This is a genomic window from Hymenobacter sp. J193 (genome assembly GCF_024700075.1).
In the GTDB taxonomy this organism is placed as follows: domain Bacteria; phylum Bacteroidota; class Bacteroidia; order Cytophagales; family Hymenobacteraceae; genus Hymenobacter.
The window spans coordinates 931,477-950,325 of sequence record NZ_JAJONE010000001.1 but is presented as its reverse complement, the minus strand read 5'-3'; the positions used below and the strand labels follow the sequence as shown (position 1 = coordinate 950,325).

At 61.1% G+C, this 18,849-nt stretch carries 14 protein-coding genes; 4 read left to right on the top strand and 10 right to left on the bottom strand.

Going from position 1 to position 18,849, the window contains the following annotated elements:
* The first annotated feature begins 7 nt into the window (after positions 1–7).
* Complete coding sequence (locus tag LRS06_RS04035) at positions 8–1,105, top strand: zinc dependent phospholipase C family protein (protein WP_257870299.1); 1,098 nt, start codon at positions 8–10, stop codon at positions 1,103–1,105.
* 410 nt (positions 1,106–1,515) lie between these two features.
* On the opposite strand, the gene LRS06_RS04030 is transcribed toward LRS06_RS04035, so the two are convergent.
* The 5 genes from LRS06_RS04030 to LRS06_RS04010 all read right to left on the bottom strand — a co-directional run bounded on the left by LRS06_RS04030 (position 1,516) and on the right by LRS06_RS04010 (position 8,302).
* Positions 1,516–2,931 carry a TolC family protein gene (locus LRS06_RS04030; RefSeq protein ID WP_257870298.1) on the bottom strand — a complete coding sequence of 472 codons (1,416 nt, stop codon included), beginning with the start codon at positions 2,929–2,931 and terminating at the stop codon, positions 1,516–1,518.
* A gap of 56 nt (positions 2,932–2,987) precedes the next feature.
* Positions 2,988–6,068 carry an efflux RND transporter permease subunit gene (locus tag LRS06_RS04025; RefSeq protein ID WP_257870297.1) on the bottom strand — a complete coding sequence of 1,027 codons (3,081 nt, stop codon included), beginning with the start codon at positions 6,066–6,068 and terminating at the stop codon, positions 2,988–2,990.
* A 31-nt stretch (positions 6,069–6,099) separates the two neighbouring features.
* Positions 6,100–6,465, bottom strand: a complete 366-nt coding sequence (locus tag LRS06_RS04020) for a four helix bundle protein (RefSeq protein ID WP_257870296.1) — start codon at positions 6,463–6,465, stop codon at positions 6,100–6,102.
* A gap of 31 nt (positions 6,466–6,496) precedes the next feature.
* Positions 6,497–7,651, bottom strand: coding sequence for an efflux RND transporter periplasmic adaptor subunit (locus LRS06_RS04015; RefSeq protein WP_257870295.1), 1,155 nt, complete (start codon positions 7,649–7,651; stop codon positions 6,497–6,499).
* Between the two features lie 156 nt (positions 7,652–7,807).
* Entirely contained in the window at positions 7,808–8,302 is a 495-nt protein-coding gene (locus LRS06_RS04010; RefSeq protein ID WP_257870294.1) for a ferritin-like domain-containing protein, read from the bottom strand.
* A gap of 127 nt (positions 8,303–8,429) precedes the next feature.
* Between LRS06_RS04010 and LRS06_RS04005 the strand changes: the two genes are divergently transcribed.
* Positions 8,430–8,783 carry an MGMT family protein gene (locus LRS06_RS04005; protein ID WP_257870293.1) on the top strand — a complete coding sequence of 118 codons (354 nt, stop codon included), beginning with the start codon at positions 8,430–8,432 and terminating at the stop codon, positions 8,781–8,783.
* Between the two features lie 6 nt (positions 8,784–8,789).
* Here the strand turns inward: LRS06_RS04005 and LRS06_RS04000 are convergent, their stop codons facing one another.
* Entirely contained in the window at positions 8,790–10,151 is a 1,362-nt protein-coding gene (locus LRS06_RS04000; protein ID WP_257870292.1) for a hypothetical protein, read from the bottom strand.
* A 238-nt stretch (positions 10,152–10,389) separates the two neighbouring features.
* On the opposite strand from LRS06_RS04000, the gene LRS06_RS03995 reads away from it, so the two are divergent.
* The gene (locus LRS06_RS03995) at positions 10,390–13,191 is read left to right on the top strand and encodes a TonB-dependent receptor (protein ID WP_257870291.1); all 2,802 of its coding nucleotides are present in this window, start codon (positions 10,390–10,392) and stop codon (positions 13,189–13,191) included.
* 80 nt (positions 13,192–13,271) lie between these two features.
* Here LRS06_RS03995 and LRS06_RS03990 read toward each other — a convergent pair whose 3' ends face one another.
* The 3 genes from LRS06_RS03990 to xseA form a co-directional block, all read right to left on the bottom strand.
* Complete coding sequence (locus LRS06_RS03990; RefSeq protein WP_257870290.1) at positions 13,272–13,685, bottom strand: response regulator transcription factor; 414 nt, start codon at positions 13,683–13,685, stop codon at positions 13,272–13,274.
* A 108-nt stretch (positions 13,686–13,793) separates the two neighbouring features.
* Positions 13,794–14,105, bottom strand: a complete 312-nt coding sequence (gene xseB, locus LRS06_RS03985) for an exodeoxyribonuclease VII small subunit (RefSeq protein ID WP_257870289.1) — start codon at positions 14,103–14,105, stop codon at positions 13,794–13,796.
* Between the two features lie 67 nt (positions 14,106–14,172).
* A complete protein-coding gene (gene xseA / locus LRS06_RS03980) occupies positions 14,173–15,660 on the bottom strand; it encodes an exodeoxyribonuclease VII large subunit (RefSeq protein WP_257870288.1) in 1,488 nt (495 codons plus the stop codon).
* A gap of 174 nt (positions 15,661–15,834) precedes the next feature.
* Between xseA and LRS06_RS03975 the strand changes: the two genes are divergently transcribed.
* Positions 15,835–17,949, top strand: coding sequence for a M13 family metallopeptidase (locus tag LRS06_RS03975; protein ID WP_257870287.1), 2,115 nt, complete (start codon positions 15,835–15,837; stop codon positions 17,947–17,949).
* Between the two features lie 123 nt (positions 17,950–18,072).
* Here the strand turns inward: LRS06_RS03975 and LRS06_RS03970 are convergent, their stop codons facing one another.
* The gene (locus tag LRS06_RS03970) at positions 18,073–18,816 is read right to left on the bottom strand and encodes a peptidylprolyl isomerase (RefSeq protein WP_257870286.1); all 744 of its coding nucleotides are present in this window, start codon (positions 18,814–18,816) and stop codon (positions 18,073–18,075) included.
* Positions 18,817–18,849 lie beyond the last annotated feature (33 nt).

The window sequence follows — 18,849 nt, the reverse complement described above, 5'->3', positions numbered from 1 at the left end:
ATTTTCTATGCTGCGTTTTCTGCTCGTTGGCTGGCTGCTGCTCGGCTCGGCTGTTTCGGTTTCTGCCTACTCCGTCCTCACTCACCAGGCCAACATCGACTCCACCTGGCAGCGCTGCCTGCTGCCCACGCTGCAAAAGCGCTTCCCGGGCGGCACGGCCGAAGAACTGCAGGACGCCAAGGCCTACGCCTACGGGGGAGCCATCATTCAGGACATGGGGTTTTATCCGTTCGGCTCGAAGCTCTTCACCAACCTCACCCACTACGTGCGCTCCGGCGACTTCGTGACTAATCTGCTAACCGAAGCGCATGACCGCAACGAGTATGCGTTTGCTCTTGGCGCCCTGGCCCATTACGCTGCCGACATCAGCGGCCACCCCGAGGGTACCAACAAGGCTATGCCCTCGGTATATCCAGAGCTGCAGGCGAAATTTGGGAATACCATCACGTACGAGGAGGCGCCCGCCCAGCACACCCAGCTGGAGTTTGCCTTCGATGTGGTACAGGTGGCAGCCGGCCGCTACCGCTCCGACGACTACCACAATTATATAGGCTTCAAAGTAAGCAAGGAGGTACTGGAGCGGGGCTTCGAGAAAACCTACGGCCTGAAGCTGGGCCAGGTCATTGCCAACGTGGACCTGAGCATCAGCTCCTACCGCTTTGCCGTGAAAGAGCTGATTCCGCTGGCTACCCGCGCCGCCTGGCAAAGCAAGCGCGAAGATATCCGCAAGCTCAGCCCCAACGCCCGCCGCCGCGACTACGTGTATCACCTCAGCCGGCGCCAGTACCGCAAGGAGTTCGGGGGTAGCTACCAGCGGCCGGGCCTGGGTGCCCGTATGCTTTCGGGCATCGTGCGGCTGCTGCCCAAAATCGGCCCGCTGAAGCCTTTTGCCTTTAAGCTGCCCACGCCCGAAGCCCAGGCCCTGTTTCGCAGCTCGTTTCGCACGGTCATTGGCAAGTACTGCGGGCTGCTGGAAAAGCAGGGTGCCGCCACCGCGGCCGCCCTGCCCAACGCCGATTTCGACACCGGCCATCAGACGAAAGTCGGCGAGTACGCCCTGGCCGATGAAACCTACGGGGAGTGGCTACGCAAGCTCGACGCGTAGAAGTTTGAGGGCCTGACGCAGCCGCAAAAGCAACACCTACTGGCTTTTTTCGCCACGCCCGCCGCACCCAATGCCGAGGCCGAAGAAGAAAAGGAAGCCAGCACCCAGCGCAAAACCCAGGAAGCGCTAACTAACCTGAAAGCTGCGCCGGCAATGGCAGAGTAAAAGGGCTGCTGTCTCTGTTTGCGAAAAGCAACAGCCGGCATAACATTGCGCGCCAACCCTGGCTATCTTGGTAGCCCGTTTATCGCGGTTTATCATGCGCCGCCCCGACCTGGCGTTTCATGTAGCGTATAAATCTGACTCGGGAAAATTGCTCATGTAGGCGCTGCTTCGCTAGCGCCACCCAGCCGGAACGAAATCGTTAGGCTCACCCTCTCCATGGAATAGGGGCCGGGAGTGAGAGGCCTCTACGGCTGCTCCTGCACCAGGCCGCTGCTAAGGCGGCGCAGCACGGTTTCGGCCTGCTTGGCCTGGAAGCGAATGTCGAGGAGGCGGTTTTCGGCGTCAAGCTGGGTGCGCTGGGCCTCGCGCAAAGCCAGCGGCGTGAGCAAGCCCAGGCGGTAGCGCTCCAGGGCAATAGCCACGTTCTGGCGGGCCAGCAGGATGTTGTCTTCCTCCAGCTGCAGCAGCTGCAGGCGGTTCTGGTACTGGGCGTAGGCCTGCTCGGCCTCGGCTTCCAGCTGCAGCTGGGTTTGCTCCAGCTGCAGCCGACTCTGGTCTTCCGCAATGCGGGCGTTCTGCTCCAAGCGGTTGCGGTTGAAGCCGTCGAAAATAGGAATGGAGGCCACCACGCCGTAGTTAAAGCCCAACTGGCGGCCGGTGTTGGTGGTCAGCTCCGTGCCGAAGAAGGCTTCCCCGTTCACGTTGCGGTTGTAGCCGTAGCCGCCCGTCAGGCCGATCTGCGGAAAGCGGGAGGCGCGCACCAGCTTACGGTCGTAGGCGGCCACCTGAGTGTTGATGCGGGCCTGCTGCAGGCGGGGGTTGTTCTGGCGGATAGCCTGCGTAACGGTTTCCCGGCCCAGGTCGCGGCTGACCACGATGGAGTCGGCGGGCAGGAAGTCGAGGGCAGGGGAGCGGCCGAGCAGGTTGTTGAGGTTCACCTTGGCGGTTTTCAGGGCTTCCTGCTGCTGAATCAGGGCCGAGCGGTCGGCGTTGAAGTCCACGCGGGCCGTCAGCACTTCCACTTTGGCGCCCACACCCACATCGGCCCGGGCCTGGGTCAGGTCGATGCGCTGCTGGCCGATTCGCAAAGCCTCCTCAAAGCTCTGAATCTTGCCGGCCTCGCGCACCACCGTAAAGTAGGCCGTGGTGATGTCGGCTACGGTTTCCTCGGCCGTGGCGCGGGTGAGCTGCTGCTGGCTCTGGGCCACGGTGCGCAGCCGGTCGTAGGCAATGAACATCCCGAAGCCGTCGAAAATCGTCCAGGTACCGGCAAGGTTGCTGTTCAGGCGGTTGGACTTGGCCCCGCTGGCCTCGCTGGCAGTAGTGCGCGCAGCCGACTCCTGCCGTACGTCGTTGCGGGTGAAGGAACGGGTGACGTTGCCATCTATTGTGGGCAGCTGGCCGGCGTTGCCGCGGGTTACGTTGTTTTCAGCCAGGCGCACATCCTGCCGCGACAGGCGAATGCCATAGTTGTTTTCCAGCCCGATGCGGATGGCCTCGGCCAGCGTGAGGGCGGGGGCGGGCGCCACGGTTTCGGGCTTTTCCGTCTGGGGCTTGGCCTGGGGCGTGGTGGCCGGCGTGCGGGCCGGCAGTACCGGCTGCTGGGCCAGCAGGGGCAGGGGAGCGGCGAGCAGCAGGGCAAAAAGAAAGAAACGAGGCATGGAATAAATCAACAGCTGAAAAGGGCGCGGCGACGAAAGCAGACAGCGGCGCGGCACTAGGCGGCTACGGCTTTTTCTTCGGCTTCGGCGGGCTTGTGCTTTTTGGCCGTGGCGAAATACGAATACATAACGGGCACTACGTAGAGCGTGAGGGCCGTGGCAAAAAACAGCCCGCCCACCACGCCAATGCCCATGGCTCGCCGGCTGAGCGCACCCGCGCCGGTGGCAATGGCGATGGGCAGAATGCCCAGAATGGCGCACAAACTCGTCATCAGGATGGGGCGGAAGCGGGCGGTGGCGCCTTCAATCAGCCCAGTCATGTAGTCCTTGCCGTTTTCCACCTGCTGGTTGGCAAATTCCACGATGAGGATACCGTTCTTGGTCACCAGCCCTACCAGCATGATGATGCCGATCTGGGAGAATAGGTTGAGCGTCTGGTTGAAGTACCACAAGCTCAGCAGCGCCCCGGAAAGGGCCAGCGGCACCGTCACCATGATAATGACCGGGTCACGGAAGCTTTCAAACTGAGCCGCCAGCACCAGGTAAATCAGCACCAGGGCCAGCCCGAAGGCGAAGATGAGGCTGCTGGAGCTTTCCTGGAAGTCGCGGGAGGCGCCGGCCAGCTCCGTGCTGAAGGTGTCGTCGAGGTTTTTGTCGGCAATGGCCTGCATGGCCGCAATACCGTCACCAAGGGTGCGGCCCGGCGCCAGGGAAGCCGAGAAGGTGGCCGAGTTGTAGCGGTTGAAACGGTAGAGCTGGGGCGGCGTGCTGCTTTCCACCAGCCGAATCACGTTGTCCAGCTGAATCAGCTCGCCCTTGTCGTTTTTCACTGAGAGCAGGCGCACGTCCAAAGGCTGGCTGCGGTCTTCACGCGCCACCTGCCCGATGATCTGGTACTGCTTGCCTTCCCGGATAAAGTAGCCGTAGCGCTGCCCGCTGAGGCCCGACTGCAGGGTCTGCGAAATGCTCTGTACCGACACGCCCAGGCTCTGGGCCTTTTCCCGGTCAATGGTCACGCGCAGCTCGGGCTTGTTGAACTTCAGGTTCACGTCCACAAACTGGAAGGTGGGGTCCTGCCGGGCGGCATCAAGGAACTTGGGCACGGCCGTGCGCAGCTTGTCGAAGTCCTGGGTCTGGATAACGAACTGCACTGGCAGGCCGCCCCCGCCGCCCCCGATGCTCTGGTCCTGGCTGACGGAGGTGCGGGCCGCCGACAGTTGCTTCACGCCCGTACTGAGCTTATCGGCCAAAAGCTGCTGGCTTTGGGGGCGGGCATCGGCATCGAGCAGCAGCACCCGGGCGTTGCCGGAGTTGGAGCCGCCGCCGAAGCCGGGTGAGGTCACGGCAAACACGCTGCTCAGGTTCTGCTCCCCGGCCGAGTCGATGGCCAGCTGCGTGAGCTGGGTCATGTAGGCATCCATAAACTCAAACGAAGCACCTTCCGGGCCGGTGGCATTGATGTTCACCCGGCTGCGGTCTTCCACCGGGGCCAGCTCCGAAGGAATAGCGCCCATGAAAAACCAGATGCCCACGCCCGTGCCGGCCACCACCAGCCAGGCCAGCCAACGCTTGCGCAGGAAGGTTTCGAGGCTGCTCTGGTAGCCGCCAATCATCCGCTCGAAGAACGGCTCGGTTTTGCGGTAAAACCAGTTGTGCTTTTCCTCACGCTTGAGCAGCACCGAGCACATCATGGGCGTGAGCGTGAGCGACACAAAGGCCGAAATCAGCACCGAGCCCGCTACCACAATGCCGAACTCCCGGAACAGGCGGCCCGTGATGCCCGTGAGAAACACCACCGGCAGAAACACCGCCGCCAGCACAATAGTGGTGCTGACCACGGCCATAAGGATTTCCTCGGAGCCCTTGATGGCGGCCGTTTTCGGGTCTTCGCCCTCCTCAATACGGGAGTAGATGTTCTCCAGCACCACAATGGCGTCGTCGACTACTAGGCCAATAGCCAGCACCACGGCCAGCAGCGTGAGTACGTTGATGGAGAAGTCCATTAGGTACATCACGAAGAAGATACCGATGAGCGACACCGGAATGGCCACCACCGGAATGATGGTGGAGCGCCAGTCGCGCAGAAACAGGAAGATGATAATTACCACCAGCACGAAGGCCTCGATGATGGTGTGCTCTACCTCCTCAATGGATTTGCGGATAAAAACGGAGTTATCGAAGCCCGGCTTGAGTTCCAGATCCTTGGGGAGGTCCTTGCCGTACTGCTCCAGGCGCTTGTTGAACTCTTCGGCAATGTCAATCTGGTTGGAGCCCGGCTGCGGAATTACGGCCAGACCCACCATCGGCACGCCGTTCACCTTGAAGATGGTCTGGTCGTTTTCGGGGTACAGCTCGGCGTAGCCAATGTCAGACAGGCGCACCAGCGAGGAAGCATCTTTGCGGATGATTAGGTTGTTGAAGTCCTCCACTGAACTCAGGCGGCCCATGGTGCGCAGGGTGAGCTGGGTGGCCTGGCCCTGCACCGAGCCGCTGGGCAGCTCCACGTTTTCGCGGGTGAGGGCCTGCTGCACGTCCACGGGGCTCACGCTCAGGGCCGAAAGCTTCACCGGGTCCAGCCACAGGCGCATGGAGTACTTCCGCTCCCCGTACACGCGCACCTCCGATACCCCCGGAATAGTTTGCAGGCGTTCCTTGAGCGTGTTGTTGGCGTAGTCGGTGAGTTCCAGCAGCGTCCGTTTGGTGGAGCTGAGGTAGGTCATGACAATGGGCTGGGAGTCGGCGTTGGCCTTGCTCACCACGGGCGGGTCGATGTCGCGCGGAAGGCGGCCCTGCGCGCCGGATACCTTGTCGCGCACGTCGTTGGCGGCGGTTTCCAGGTCGGCATCGAGGTCAAACTCCACCGTAATCTGGGTGCGGCCGTCGCGGGAGTTGGAGGTCAGGTTCTTGATGCCCTGGATGCCGTTGAGGGCTTCTTCCAAAGGCTCCGTCACCTGGCCCTGCATCACGTCGGCGGAGGCGCCGGTGTAGCTGGCCGACACGGTAATGATGGGCGGGTCCACGCTCGGGTATTCGCGCACGCTCAGGTACCGAAAGCCAATGACCCCGAAAATCACAATCACCAGGCTCATCACAATGGCGAGAACCGGGCGGTTGATACTGGTTGATGAAAGACTCATTCTTTTTTAATTAGTAATTGGGAATTAGTAATTAATAATTGGTGGAAGTTTCCCGGGATGAGCGAATAATAGCCGTAATTATTTTCAGAATTTCCTCACAGTCGTTGAGCAGAGAAGCTGCCTGCGGAGGGGCTATATAGTCGGTGTCGCGCAGGAGCCGGAGCCAATAATGGGTTTCTCGGGCCTCCTTGTAAGCAATACCTGCTTTCATTATAAAATCCTTGCGGGAAAGGCCCCCTACAGCTTCTTCCATATTAGCTCCGATGGAAGTGCCGCTGCGTCGAATTTGGTCAGCCAGCTGAAAGGCCTGCTTTTCTTTGCTTAAATACTGGCTGAGCCTGACAATGCGAACAGCAAAAGCGTAGGTCTTTTGCAGAATAATATTTTCCTCTTTCACAGTCGAATGCTCAATTAGTAATTACTAATTATCAATTACTAATTGATACTCTGTCGCCCGGCTTCACCTGCAGAATGCCCGTGCGAATGATGGAGTCGCCTACAGCCAGGCCGTCGGTAATCTGAATAAGGCGGTCGGAGCGCACGCCTATTTTTACTTTCTTCGGCACCATCTTCCCTTTCTGCACGGTGTACACGCTGTAGCCGCTGGCTTCAGGAATGACGGCTTCGGTGGGAACCTGCAGGGCGTCGGCGGTCTGGCTGAGCTGCAGATTCACTTTCACGAAAGCGCCGGGGCGCAGCTCATTCTGGGTGTTGGCGTAGCGGGCGCGCACGGTTTGGGTACGGCTCACGGGGTCAATTTGCGGATCGAGAGCGTAGACTTTGGCTTCGTACTTCTTGTTGGAGGCCTCATCGGTGATGGTGATTGGGTCGCCGGTGCGCACCAGGCTGGAAAAGCGGCTGGGTACGGTAAAGTCGATTTTCACGGGCTTTACCTTGGACAGCGTGGTTATTTCGGCGCCCGGACTCACGTAGGTGCCCACCGTGGCGGTGGTCAAGCCCAGCACGCCGGCAAACGGCGCACGCACGTAGGCCTTGGCCAGGGAAGCGCGCAGTGTCTGCAAGTCGGCCTGGGCCGTGAGCAGCTGGTTGTTGACTTGCTCATACTCCTGGGCGCTGATGTATTCCTTGTCCAGCAGAATGCGCTGGCGCTTTTCCTGGTCGCGGAACAGCTTGATGTTGTACTCCTGCTTGCGCAGGCCCGACTGAATTTCATCGGCATTGATGCTGAACAGCAGCTGGCCTTTGCTTACCGGCTGGCCTTCCCTGATGTTGAGGCTGGTAATCTTGCCCGAAATTTCGCTTTTGATAACCACCGATTCCTCGGCCAGAATAGAGCCGGTAGCCGCTACCTCATCGGCCAGGCTGGTAGCCTTCACCACGTAGACCTGCACGGGCTGCTTCTGGCCGCCGCCTTTGCCACCAGCTCCGCCCGGGCCGCCCTTGCCACCCCCAGCGGCTCCTCTGCCGCCACCCTTGCCCGCCTCCGCCGACTGCGAGGGAAAGAACTTTATCTTGATGAAGGCCAGGGCCGCCACCGTTATCAGGGCCAGCAGCCACCAGCGCCAGGCGCCGCCTTTCCGCGCTTCTTCGTGTACTATCTCTTCCTGTTCCTGCGTCTGCATGTATCGTTTACAAAGGCCTACAAATACTACTGGCTTGGGGCCGGTCTACCACAACACCGCCGGCGGCCGGAAAGTTGACCAAGCCGCAAATCACTACCTGCCAGACACCAAAAAAGCCTGCTCGTTGCAGGCTTTTAAGGAAAAAGGCCGGGCCGGTTACATGGCCCGCTGGTTGATATAGCTCTTAGCCAGGTCGTTGAGCTTGGTGTCGGTGAGCTGCTCTTCCTGCAGCGTCTGGCGCAGCAGCGAGGCAGCTTCGGTGTGGCCCAGGCGCTCGGCGTAGTGAGCGGCCGTGCCGTAGCCCGATATTTCGTAGTGCTCTACGCGTTGCGCCGCGGCAATAAGGGCAGCATCCTTTACCTCGTCGGTAGCGTCTTCCGCAATGGTTTCTTTGCCTTCAGCCACCAAGCCCTGCATAGCTTTGCAGGTGTGGCCCGTGAGGTCGAGGTTCAGGCCGCGGCCAATCTGCTCGAGGCGGCTCACTTGGTTGATGGTTTCCTGCAGGTGGGTTTCGAAGCCCTGGCGCAGGCGGGCGTCGCGGGCTTCGCTGGCCATATCGGGCAGGGCTTTCACCAGCTGGGTTTCGGCGCTGTACAGGTCTTTCAGCTGTTCAGCAAACAGGTCGTCGAGGCTTTTGAGTTTATCGAACATGGGGTAAGCAAATATGAAGTGGAATGGTGCCGGCCCGTATAGCAGCCGGCTTTCTTTCCTCGTATTACGGGCTTGTCCGGTGCCCGTTGTTACGTTATTTTGGCCTTTTACCCGCTAGCTCCACCATATGCTCAGCTCCACCGCCGCCGATAAGCACCGCAATTTCTTTCAGGATGTACACGAGGTAGTGCGCCTGGTGCCGCCCGGCCGCGTGACAACCTACGGGGCCATTGCTCACTACCTCGGCGCCCGGCACGGGGCCCGCCTGGTGGGCTGGGCCATGATGGCCGCCCACACCGCCGATGCCTACGTGCCGGCGCACCGCGTCATCAACCGCCAGGGCCTGCTCACGGGGCGCCAGCACTACGCCACGCCCAAGGCCATGCAGGAAGCCCTGGAAGCCGAAGGTGTGCGCGTGGTAGACGACCAGGTGCAGGATTTCGACCAGCTCTTCTGGGACCCTAGTACCGAGCTTGGCTAGGCAGATCTACCGGACGGGCTGCATTTTCTTGGTGTAAAAAATGCCTTCCTTGGCGGGTACTATTACCAGGGTAGGCTTGTCGGCGGCGGTTTTCTGCTTTATCTCCACGTAAGTAGTAGCCGTGAAATCCGGCACAAATGAAAGGCAGGCTGCTCCCGTTTCGGGCAGGCACAGCTGCAGCTCCTGGGTTTTGCTCGTCCACGGAATACGCACAAACCCATTACCCGGCAATTGAGTTAGCATTTGCCCGGTGAGTTGCACCACCATAGCGGGCCCTTTGCCGCGCCGGAAGAGCACCACCTGGGCCGTATCACCTTGTGAAACAGCTGGCTGAACCTGGTTGTCGAGCACACGACCAGTGCGCATGCTTAGGGAGTAGGGGTGGGGAGAGCCGCCGGTGGCAGCACTGGCAATGGCCGCGCCGGCCAGGCCACCCACCACGGCGCCCACGGCTACCGCTTCGGCATCGGCCGTGCCCGGCCCGGTAAACTCAAATGTGTGCCCGGCGCGCTCCAGCAGGTACAAGTGGTTTCGATACCGTATATAGGCTTGCTGGCCATCCGAAAATCCCCAGGCTTTGTTTAGCTGCTTCTGCAGCGCCTGGTTGGATGAAGTGGCCTTTACTTCCTCCGTACCCTGCCACCCGGCCGCCGTGCGGGGCTGGCGCACTAGCGTGAAGGGTACCCGGGTGTCGGGCTGGTTGCTGCGAAAATCCTCGAACGTGGCGAACATACCCTGACTTGGAGCAGCCGTCAGCAGAATAGGGTAGGCGCGCAACATGGCTTGATAATCGGTGGCGGCCAGGTAGTCGGCCGCTGGTAATGGCTTGGCTGCGGCTATAGCTTCAGGCCAGTTGAGGTTCTGCAAGCGAATGATGGCCTGGCGGAATCCAGCTGCCAGATTATCATCGTGCAAGCCGGTGGTTTCCAGACCGCCTTTCCGGATGGTTTCGAGGTGTTGCACCACCACAATGTACGAGCTGTCGTGCTGCTGCACGGCAAAATCAATATCAAGCGTAGCCAGCGCGTGCTCGGAGGTGGGCCCAATTTCTTCTTCGATGCTGAGCTCATGTACGCGCACTATCACTGGCCGGGTACCCGCACGGGCAGGCAGTTGGGTGCTTAGCCACTGTGTAAGGCCCGCCGCTACGCCGCCCATCAGGTTGGCTGGCACCGGCTGGTTTATCAGCCCCTGGTGCACCCAGCCAATGCGGCTGCGGTCAGGGCGCAGATCCAGCACGCGGGCAATGTGAAATGTAGTGGAAGGCAGTCCCAGCTGCTGGTCGTTGAGGCGCACCAGAAACGGATTGGTCTGGGCCTGGGTGCTTAGGGCAGCCATAAGCAGCGCTGCTGCCAGAAGAAATTTCATAATCAAGCTATGCATCTGCGGCCCTGGCCCCAGCCCGAGCAGGGGTGAATAAGAGAGAAATAAGGAGACTAGCCGCCGCAACGGGGTTCTTGCGGGCAGTCAAAAATACGCGTCCGTCGGATGAATTTTCGTCTGATCGACCGGCATAGTGCAAAAACATCGGCCTGGCAGTACTAGGGGCTTCTCCTCAATCCCTTACCTTTGCAGCGCGCATAGCTGCTACCCTTCCGCTTTTTGCATGAAACACACCGTACTCTCCTTTTTACTGAGCCTGCTGACCTTGCTGACGGCTGCGGCTCAGACGTATTCCATCAAGGGCCGGGTGCTCGACCGGCTCACCGGCGAGTCGCTGCCCGGCGCTACCGTGCAGGTAACCGGCAACGGAGTCAACACCGGCGCCGGCGCCGACCCCGAGGGCAACTATCAGGTACCGGGCCTCAAGCCGGGTACGTACGTGGTCCGCGCTTCCTTTATCGGCTATAAGCTGCTGGAGCAGCGCGTGACGGTAGGCAACCAGAACGCCGTGGCCACGTTCCGGCTGGCTTCTGATAATGCAACCCTGAACGAAGTGCAGGTAATTGCCTCGGTAGCCGTAGAGCGCGAAACCCCGGTGGCCTACGCGGCCGTGAACGAGGTGAAGCTCCGCGAAACCCTGGCCGCCCGCGACCTGCCTATGATTCTGAACGAAACGCCCGGCGTGTACGCCACCCAGGGTGGCGGCGGCACCGGAGACTCACGCATCAACGTGCGCGGCTTCGACCAGCGCAACGTGGCCGTGATGGTCAATGGGGTGCCCGTAAACGACATGGAAACCGGCCAGGTTTACTGGTCGAACTGGGATTTGGGCGACGTAACCAAGAGCCTGCAGGTGCAGCGGGGCTTGTCGGCGGCCAAAATTGCCGTGCCCTCGGTAGGAGGTACCATCAACGTACTAACCAAGGGCTTCGATGACAAGCGCAGTGCCCTGGCCCGCCTCGAAACCGGCTCCAACAACTACCGCAAGGCTTCCTTGATGCTAAGCAGCGGCAACCTGCCGGGCGACTGGGCTTTTACCTTCTATGGTTCGCGCCGCACCTCCGATGGCTGGGTTCAGCAGGCCTTCGACGATGCGTGGACATACTTCGGCAACGCCAGCAAGCGCATTGGCAGCCACCGTCTCTCGCTCACGGCCCTGGGCTCGCCCCAAAAGCATGGCACCCGCTCGTTTCAGTCGTTGGTGGGCCTGTACTCCGATAAAAAAGCGCAGGAAATTGGGGCTAAACCCATTATCGGCGGCAATAGAGGCTTCGACTACAATCCCTACTGGGGAACCCTGCGTCGCTACGACCGGGACCCGGAAACTCGCACCGTCAGCAATATGGGTAAGCAGGAGGAGCTGAACGAGCGCAGCAATTACTACCATAAGCCCCAGATCAACTTCAACGACTTCTGGCAGGTAAACGACCGGCTGTTTGTGACTGGGGTGGTATATGCCTCCTTCGGCAATGGCGGCGGAGTAACCGGCCTGACGAGCAGCAACTCCAGCACTATTAATGCGCGGGACTACCAAACGGATTTTCAGGGTATCTATGACTTTAACGTCCGTAACCGCGACGTTGCGTCGATTTTGGTTGAGCCGGTTGACCCTAATAACCCGAATGGTCCTCAAAGACGGGACACGACGTTTAGCGCCGAAAGCCGGTCTACGCAGTTTCTGGTCAACAACGTGAACAGCCACCGCTGGTACGGCTTCGTGCTGGGCGGAGACTACACCCTGCGCGAAAACCTCACCTTGTCGGCTGGCGTGGATGGTCGCCTGTACCGCGGTCTGCACTACCGCCAGGTGCGCGACCTGCTGGGTGGCGACTATGTTCTGAACATCAACAACCGCAACGAGGACCCCGCAACCCGCCTGCGGGAAGGCGACAAACTCAGCTACAACTACGACGGCAAAACCCAGTGGCTCGGCGGCTACACGCAGCTGGAGTACAAAACCCCGGCTTTGTCGGCGGTGGTAAGCGGCACCCTCTCGCGCATCCGCTACAAGCGCATCGACTACTTTAAGGCGCGGCAGGTGACGGTGAACGGGCAGCAGTACGATGTGGGCTTCAACCAGACCCAGACCATTGACGGGCAGACCTACACGGCCGCCGATGGTCAGGTGGCCGAAACCGACTGGGCTTCTTACCTGGGCTACAGCGTGAAGGCCGGCGCCAACTACAATCTCACGGAGCACAACAACCTGTTTGCCAACGTCGGCTACAACAGTAAGGTCCCGTTCTTCAACCTGGTGTACACCAACCAGGGCCGCCTCTACAGCAATGTGAAGCCCGAAGGAATTACCAGCGTCGAACTGGGCTACGGCATCAGTTACCCCAGCATGAAGGCCACGCTGAACGCCTACTACACGCTGTGGGCCAATAAAACCACGAACTCGGTTTCTACATCCACCGGCGAAGTTATTTATAACACGGTGCGCAACGTAAATGCCCAGCATATGGGCATTGAAATGAGCGTGGCCCAGGAAATCAGCCGGAGCCTGCAACTGAATGCGGCCATTGCCCTGGGCGACTGGCGCTGGACGGGCAAGGGCGTGCTGAATCAAACCAACGAAGCCGGCGACCCCATCAACCCCAACGACCCCGAACTGCCCGTGTACCTCGACGGCGTGCACGTGGGCGACGCGGCGCAGAACCAGTTTCAGCTAGGCCTGCGCTACGAGCCACTGAAGCGGTTGTACGTGCGCCCATCGTTCCTGCTGTTCTCCAAGTACTTTGCCTCCTTCAACCCGGAAACCATTGTGAGCGAAAGCTCCCGCACCGACTCCTACCGCCTGCCAACCTCGTACAACCTGGATTTTCATATGGGCTACGACCTGCAGCCCCTGCACCAGGGGAAAGTAAAGGTTGGGTTTAAGGCATCGGTGCTGAACGTGCTAAATCAGTTTTATTTTACGGACGTCTCCAACCGCTCCAGCACCAACGTGGTAGACCCCAACCTAACGCAAGCGTTCTTCAACCGCGGCCGCACCTTCACGGTGGGCATGTTCGTGGAACTGTAAGCTTTGATAAAGACAAGTATGAAAAGGGCCGGCTTCCTCAGAAGCCGGCCCTTTTCTGTGGTAAAAATGGCTACTGAGTTTTAGCCGAGCTGTACATAATGTGGTTCGCCGGAGTGGGCGGCCTCTATGGCGCAGCGCACTTCATCGGGGTTGGCATTTTTGAGCAGGTAGCCATGGGCACCTTCCAAGCGGAGCTGCTCCATCAGCTCGGGCTCATCGTGCATGGAGATGATGACGATGCGCACCTGCGGGTACTGGACGCGGAGCAGTCGCGTGGTTTGCAGTCCGTCGAGCACGGGCATCTGCAGATCCATCAGCACCACGTTGGGAGGATTTGACAGCGCGTCCAGGCTTTCCAGCAGCTCCTGCCCGTCGTTGGCTTCCACGACCACTTCCATGGTGTCAAATCCGTCGAGCAATGCCCGCAGCCCCTTGCGAAACAGCAGGTGGTCATCGGCCAGGGCCAGACGAATACGAGAGCCGGTCGAAGTCATAGTAACAGAAGAAATAAACAGACTGACAATATACCCATCCGGCCCTTAGGCAGGCCAGCCCGAGGGGTTGAAATATAGGGCGCTGGAAAAGGAGTCCGTCCCGCGCTGTTACTCAAACAGGCGGGGGCTTTGGCCGGGGCGCGGAGGAGCCGGTGCTTTGCGGGCCACAGCCGGGGCTTCTTCTTCGTCCTCTTCCGGCTGCTCGTCCTCAGTCCAGTCGGTTTCCTCGTCCAGCTCATCAAACACCCGGTCGATGGCGGCTTCGGCGGCGCGCAGCTTCTGCTTGCACAGCCGGATCAGCTCGGAGGAGCGCTGCACTTTGGCCGTGAGCTCGTCTACATCAACGGTATCGGTTTCGAGGGCGCGCAAAATGGTTTCCAGCTCGGCAATAGCTTGGCGGTACGTAGCGTCGGAAGTCATACTGAAAGGAGAATCGAAGAGAAAAGCCGGCAAAAACAACGGCTGGCAATCAACAACAAGAAGAAGGCTAGGCTTGCTCCTGGACGGGCGGCAGCACCTGCACGGGCAGCACAGTGCCCGCCTGGTGCAGCCGCAGTTCGGTGCCGGGAAGCGGGGCGGGGTGCAGGGCCACGGCACTTCCATTAGGTTGGCGTACGTGCACCGACGCGGCCGCAAAATACTGGCGCTGCTCGGCCAGGGCCAGTTGCTGGACGAGCAAAAGCAGAACCCGTTGCTGCCGTAGCTGCAGCCGGTAGCGGCTCCGGAGCAGCAGCTCACGGCGGCGGCGGTGCACGTGCCGAAACCGGCGGGCCAGTGCCCGGCCCAGCTGCCGCAGTTGCTGCTGCTGCTGCCGGGCTACTTTGTGGGCTGCCCGGCGCAGGGCCCGCTGCCGTTGCGCCAGCTGGGCGGCCTGCCGCTGCACACCCTGCTGCGCGGCCTGCGTGGTTTGGCGCTGCACACCTTCCAGCAACGTTTGCTGCTGGCGGTAGCGGCCCTTGGCGGCGTGGCGCAGCTCGTGGGCCAGCGTCAGGAGGCGGTCGGCGTGGCCTTGCCGCTGCGCCTGGGCCAGCTCCCGGATGCGGCTGCCGTAGCCTTCCAGCACGGCATCCAGCCGGGCCAGGCGCTCCGTAAGAAACACGGCCACCGCAGTCGGCGTTTTCAAAGCCAGATGCGCGGCCAGGTCCACCACGGCTTCGTCCCGCTCGTGCCCGATGCCGGTGAGCACGGGCAGCGGAAAGGACCCTACGGCCGCTGCCAGCCCGTAATCGTCGAAGGCCAGCAGGTCGGTTTTAGAGCCGCCGCCCCGAATCAGCACCACGGCATCAAACTGACCGCGCCGGCGCCGGATCATATCCAGCGCGGCCCGGATGCTGGCGGGGGACTCCTGGCCCTGCATGGTGGCCGGGAACAGGGTTACATTGAAATCGTAGACCGTTTCGCCAAGCTGCTGCAGAAAATCCTGCCAGCCGGCAGCCGTGGGAGAGGAAATGACGGCCAGCCGCTGTGGAGCCAGCGCCAGTGCCAGCTGCTTCTGGCGCTCCAGCAGCCCTTGTGCTTCTAGCTTGGCAATGGCTTCGAGGCGCTGCCGGGCCAGGTCGCCCACGGTATAGCTGGGGTCGATGGCCAGTACATCGAGGCTGAGGCCGTACTGCTCGTGGAACTTCACGCTCACACGCACCAGCACCCGCAGGCCGGGCCGCAAGGTCTGGCCGGTCTGGCGCTCAAACTGCGGCCCCAGCTGCTCGAAGCGCGCGCCCCAGATGGTAGCGCGGGCCTGGGCCTTGAGCTGGGCGCCGCGGGTGGTCTGGGCCTGGTCGGTGAGCGTGAGGTAGCAGTGGCCGCTGCCGAAGCGCGGCAGGGTGAGGTCGGAAATTTCGCCCGCCACCCAGTAGGCATCCGGAAACGAGAGCGTGAGTGAGTCGCGCACCCGGCGCATCAGCTCGGCCAGCCCCAGCGGGGCCGGGGCCTGCGGCGGCAAGCCACCTTCCACTCTGCGGTTATATAACGGAGCCATACGGGGCCGAAGGTACGCATTTGCCGGCGGGCCGAGAAGGCACTAAGAGGTCGAAAATTTGCTTTAGCTACTTACTATCGGCTGGTCGGCTAGCCCCAACGAACCGTTGGTACAGCAATTTTCACGTTATCTTTCTCCCGTTTTTCCACCCTCAGTACTTTTTATTTTCCTTGTATGCGTAAACGCAATAGCCTGGCGCTGGCTGCCCTGACGGCCACTGGTCTGGCGCTGGCCGGCTGTGCCACCAGCACCAAAGCCCCCACGGCCGCCACCACGCCGGCCCCGGCAACCACCACGGCCCCAGCCGCCGAAACCTTCCCGCAGGGCGTGGGCCTGAACGTGGCCAACCTCGACCCGTCGGTGGCCGCCTGCGACAATTTCTTCCAGTATGCCTCGGGCACCTGGCTGAAAAACAACCCCATCCCGGCCGCCGAAACCCGTTGGGGCTCGTTTCAGGAGCTGGCCAACAAGAACAACGCCGTGATGCGGCAGATTCTGGACGAAGCTGCCGCCAACCGCTCGGCCGCCAAAGGCACCAATGCCCAGAAAGTGGGCGACTATTTTGCCTCGGCTATGGACTCAGCCGCCATCAACGCGGCGGGGCTGAAGTACCTGCAGCCCGAGTTGGCCAAGATTGCCGCCATTAAAACACCCAACCAGCTCCAGACTTCGCTGGCCCGACAGCAGGTGCTTTCGACGGGGGCTTTGTTTGGCGCCTACGTGGGGCAGGACGATAAAATCAGCTCCCAGTACGCGGTGAACTTGTACCAGGGCGGCCTGTCCATGCCCGACCGTGACTACTACCTGAAGGACGACGCCCGCTCCCGCACCGTGCGCGCCGCCTACCAGAAGTACCTGGTGAATACCTTCCAGCTGCTGGGCGACAACGAGGCTACGGCCCGTAAAAATGCTGCTACCGTGCAGCGCCTGGAAACGCGCCTGGCCAAAGCCAGCAAAAGCCGCGTGGAGCTGCGCGACCCCTACGCCAACTACAACAAGATGACGGTAGCGCAGCTGCAGAAAGCCTACCCTAACCTGAACCTGCAGCACATCCTCTCCGACGCCGGCATGGGCTCGGTGAAAGAGGTAATTGTGGGCCAGCCGGCTTTCTTCAAGGAAGTGAATACGATGGTGAAGTCGGAGCCGCTGGCTGACCTAAAAACCTACCTGCGCTGGCACCTGGCTACGTCGTTTACTTCGGCGCTGCCCCAGCAGTTTGGGGAAGAGGGCTTCCGCTTTCAGCAGGTGCTAAGCGGGGCCAAGCAGCAGCAGCCCCGCTGGAAGCGCATGTTGCGCGCCACCGACGACGCCCTGGGCGAAGCTTTCGGCCAGCTGTACGTGGACAAGGCCTTCCCGCCCGCGGCCAAGCAGAAGGCCCTGGAGATGGTGAACAACATCAAGGCCTCGATGGGCGAGCATATCCAGCAGCTGAGCTGGATGAGCGACGCCACCAAGAAGGAAGCCCTGCACAAGCTGAGCACCTTCACCGTCAAGATCGGCTACCCCGATAAGTGGAAGGACTACTCGGCTCTCACCATCTCCCGCGACTCCTACCTGCAGAATGTGGTGGCCGCCCGCCAGTGGGCCTACAAGGACATGACCAGCAAGCTGGGTAAACCCGTGGACCGCACCGAGTGGGGCATGACGCCGCCCACGGTGAATGCCTACTACAACCCGGCCATGAACGAAATTGTGTTTCCAGCCGGCATCATGCAGCCCCCGTTCTTCGACCCCAACGCCGATGATGCAGTAAACTACGGCGGTATGGGCGCCGTGATTGGCCACGAAATCACCCACGGCTTCGATGACCAGGGCCGCCAGTACGACGCCGAGGGCAACCTGAAAGACTGGTGGACCAAGGAAGACGCTGCCAACTTCACCCAGCGGGCCGATATGGTGGGCAAGCAGTACTCGGCCTTCTCGCCGCTGGACTCAGTGTATGTGAACGGCCAGCTGACGATGGGCGAAAACCTGGCCGACTTAGGCGGGCTGAGCATTGCCTACTCGGCGCTGCAGAAGCAGCTTCAGCAGCAGTACGGCAACGGCCCGCGGCCTAAGTTCGACGGACTCACGCCCGAGCAGCGCTTTTTCCTGAGCTGGGCGCAGGTGTGGCGCACCAATGCCCGCCCCGAGTTCCTGCGCCAGCAGGTGCTGACGGACCCACACTCGCCCGCACAGTTCCGCACCAATGGCCCGCTCATGAACATGCCCGAGTTCTACGAGGCCTTCGGCTGCAAGGAAGACGCCAAGATGATGCGCGCCCAGCAGGAGCGCGCCAAAGTGTGGTAAGACGTTGAATAGCTAAAATGACTGAATGGTTGACTATTCAACCGCCAAAAAGGCCGGCTCCGCAAGGAACCGGCCTTTTTGTTGTTCGTTGGAGGACCGCAAACCAGGCCGCTAGTCTGCCTGTTATTGCACGACCTTCAGCTTCATGCCTACGTCCTTTAGGGGCCATTTGTAGGCGTCCACGGGCTCGGCGGCTATTTTGTCCAGCACGTCCAGGCCCTCAATGATTTCGCCGAAGACCGTGTACTTACCGTCCAGGGAAGGCACGCCGCCGGTGGTTTCGTAGGCGCGGAGCTGCTCGGGCGTGAGCTTGCGGCCAGCCATGGCCTGGGCCTGGTAGGGCGTGAGCTTTTCGCCCTGTACCATGTAGAAATCAATGCTGGAAGAAAGCTTGCCGGGGTTCTGGTCGTCGTCGTAGCGGGCCATGCCCAGAGCCCCGCGCCGGTGAAAGTGCTGCCCGGTAATTTCGGGTGGTAGGTGGTAGCGCCCCAGCCGGATGGTGCGGTTTTCGGTGCGGCCACCCTGCACGGCAAAACCCTTCACCACGCGGTTGAATACGGTTTCGTTGAACACGCCCTTGCGGACCAGCAGCAGGAAGTTGGCCTTGTGAATAGGGGTGTCATCAAACAAACGCAGGCGAATAGTGCCCAGGCGCGTTTCCAGCAGTACTTCCGAGCCAGGGTACTGCTGGCCGTAGGCACGCAGCTCGGCCACGGCGTTGGAGTCGCCCAGAGTGGCCAGATTAGGGCCGGGCACGGGTGGTGGGGTAGGGGCCGCCGGGGTGGCCTGCTCCTGCACGGGTGCCTGCTGCTGACAGCTGCCCAGGCTCAGGGCGGCAAGGCCAAACGTCCAAAACAAACGGTTCATAGCATCGGGTAAAAAAAGCCCCCGGCAGCGGGG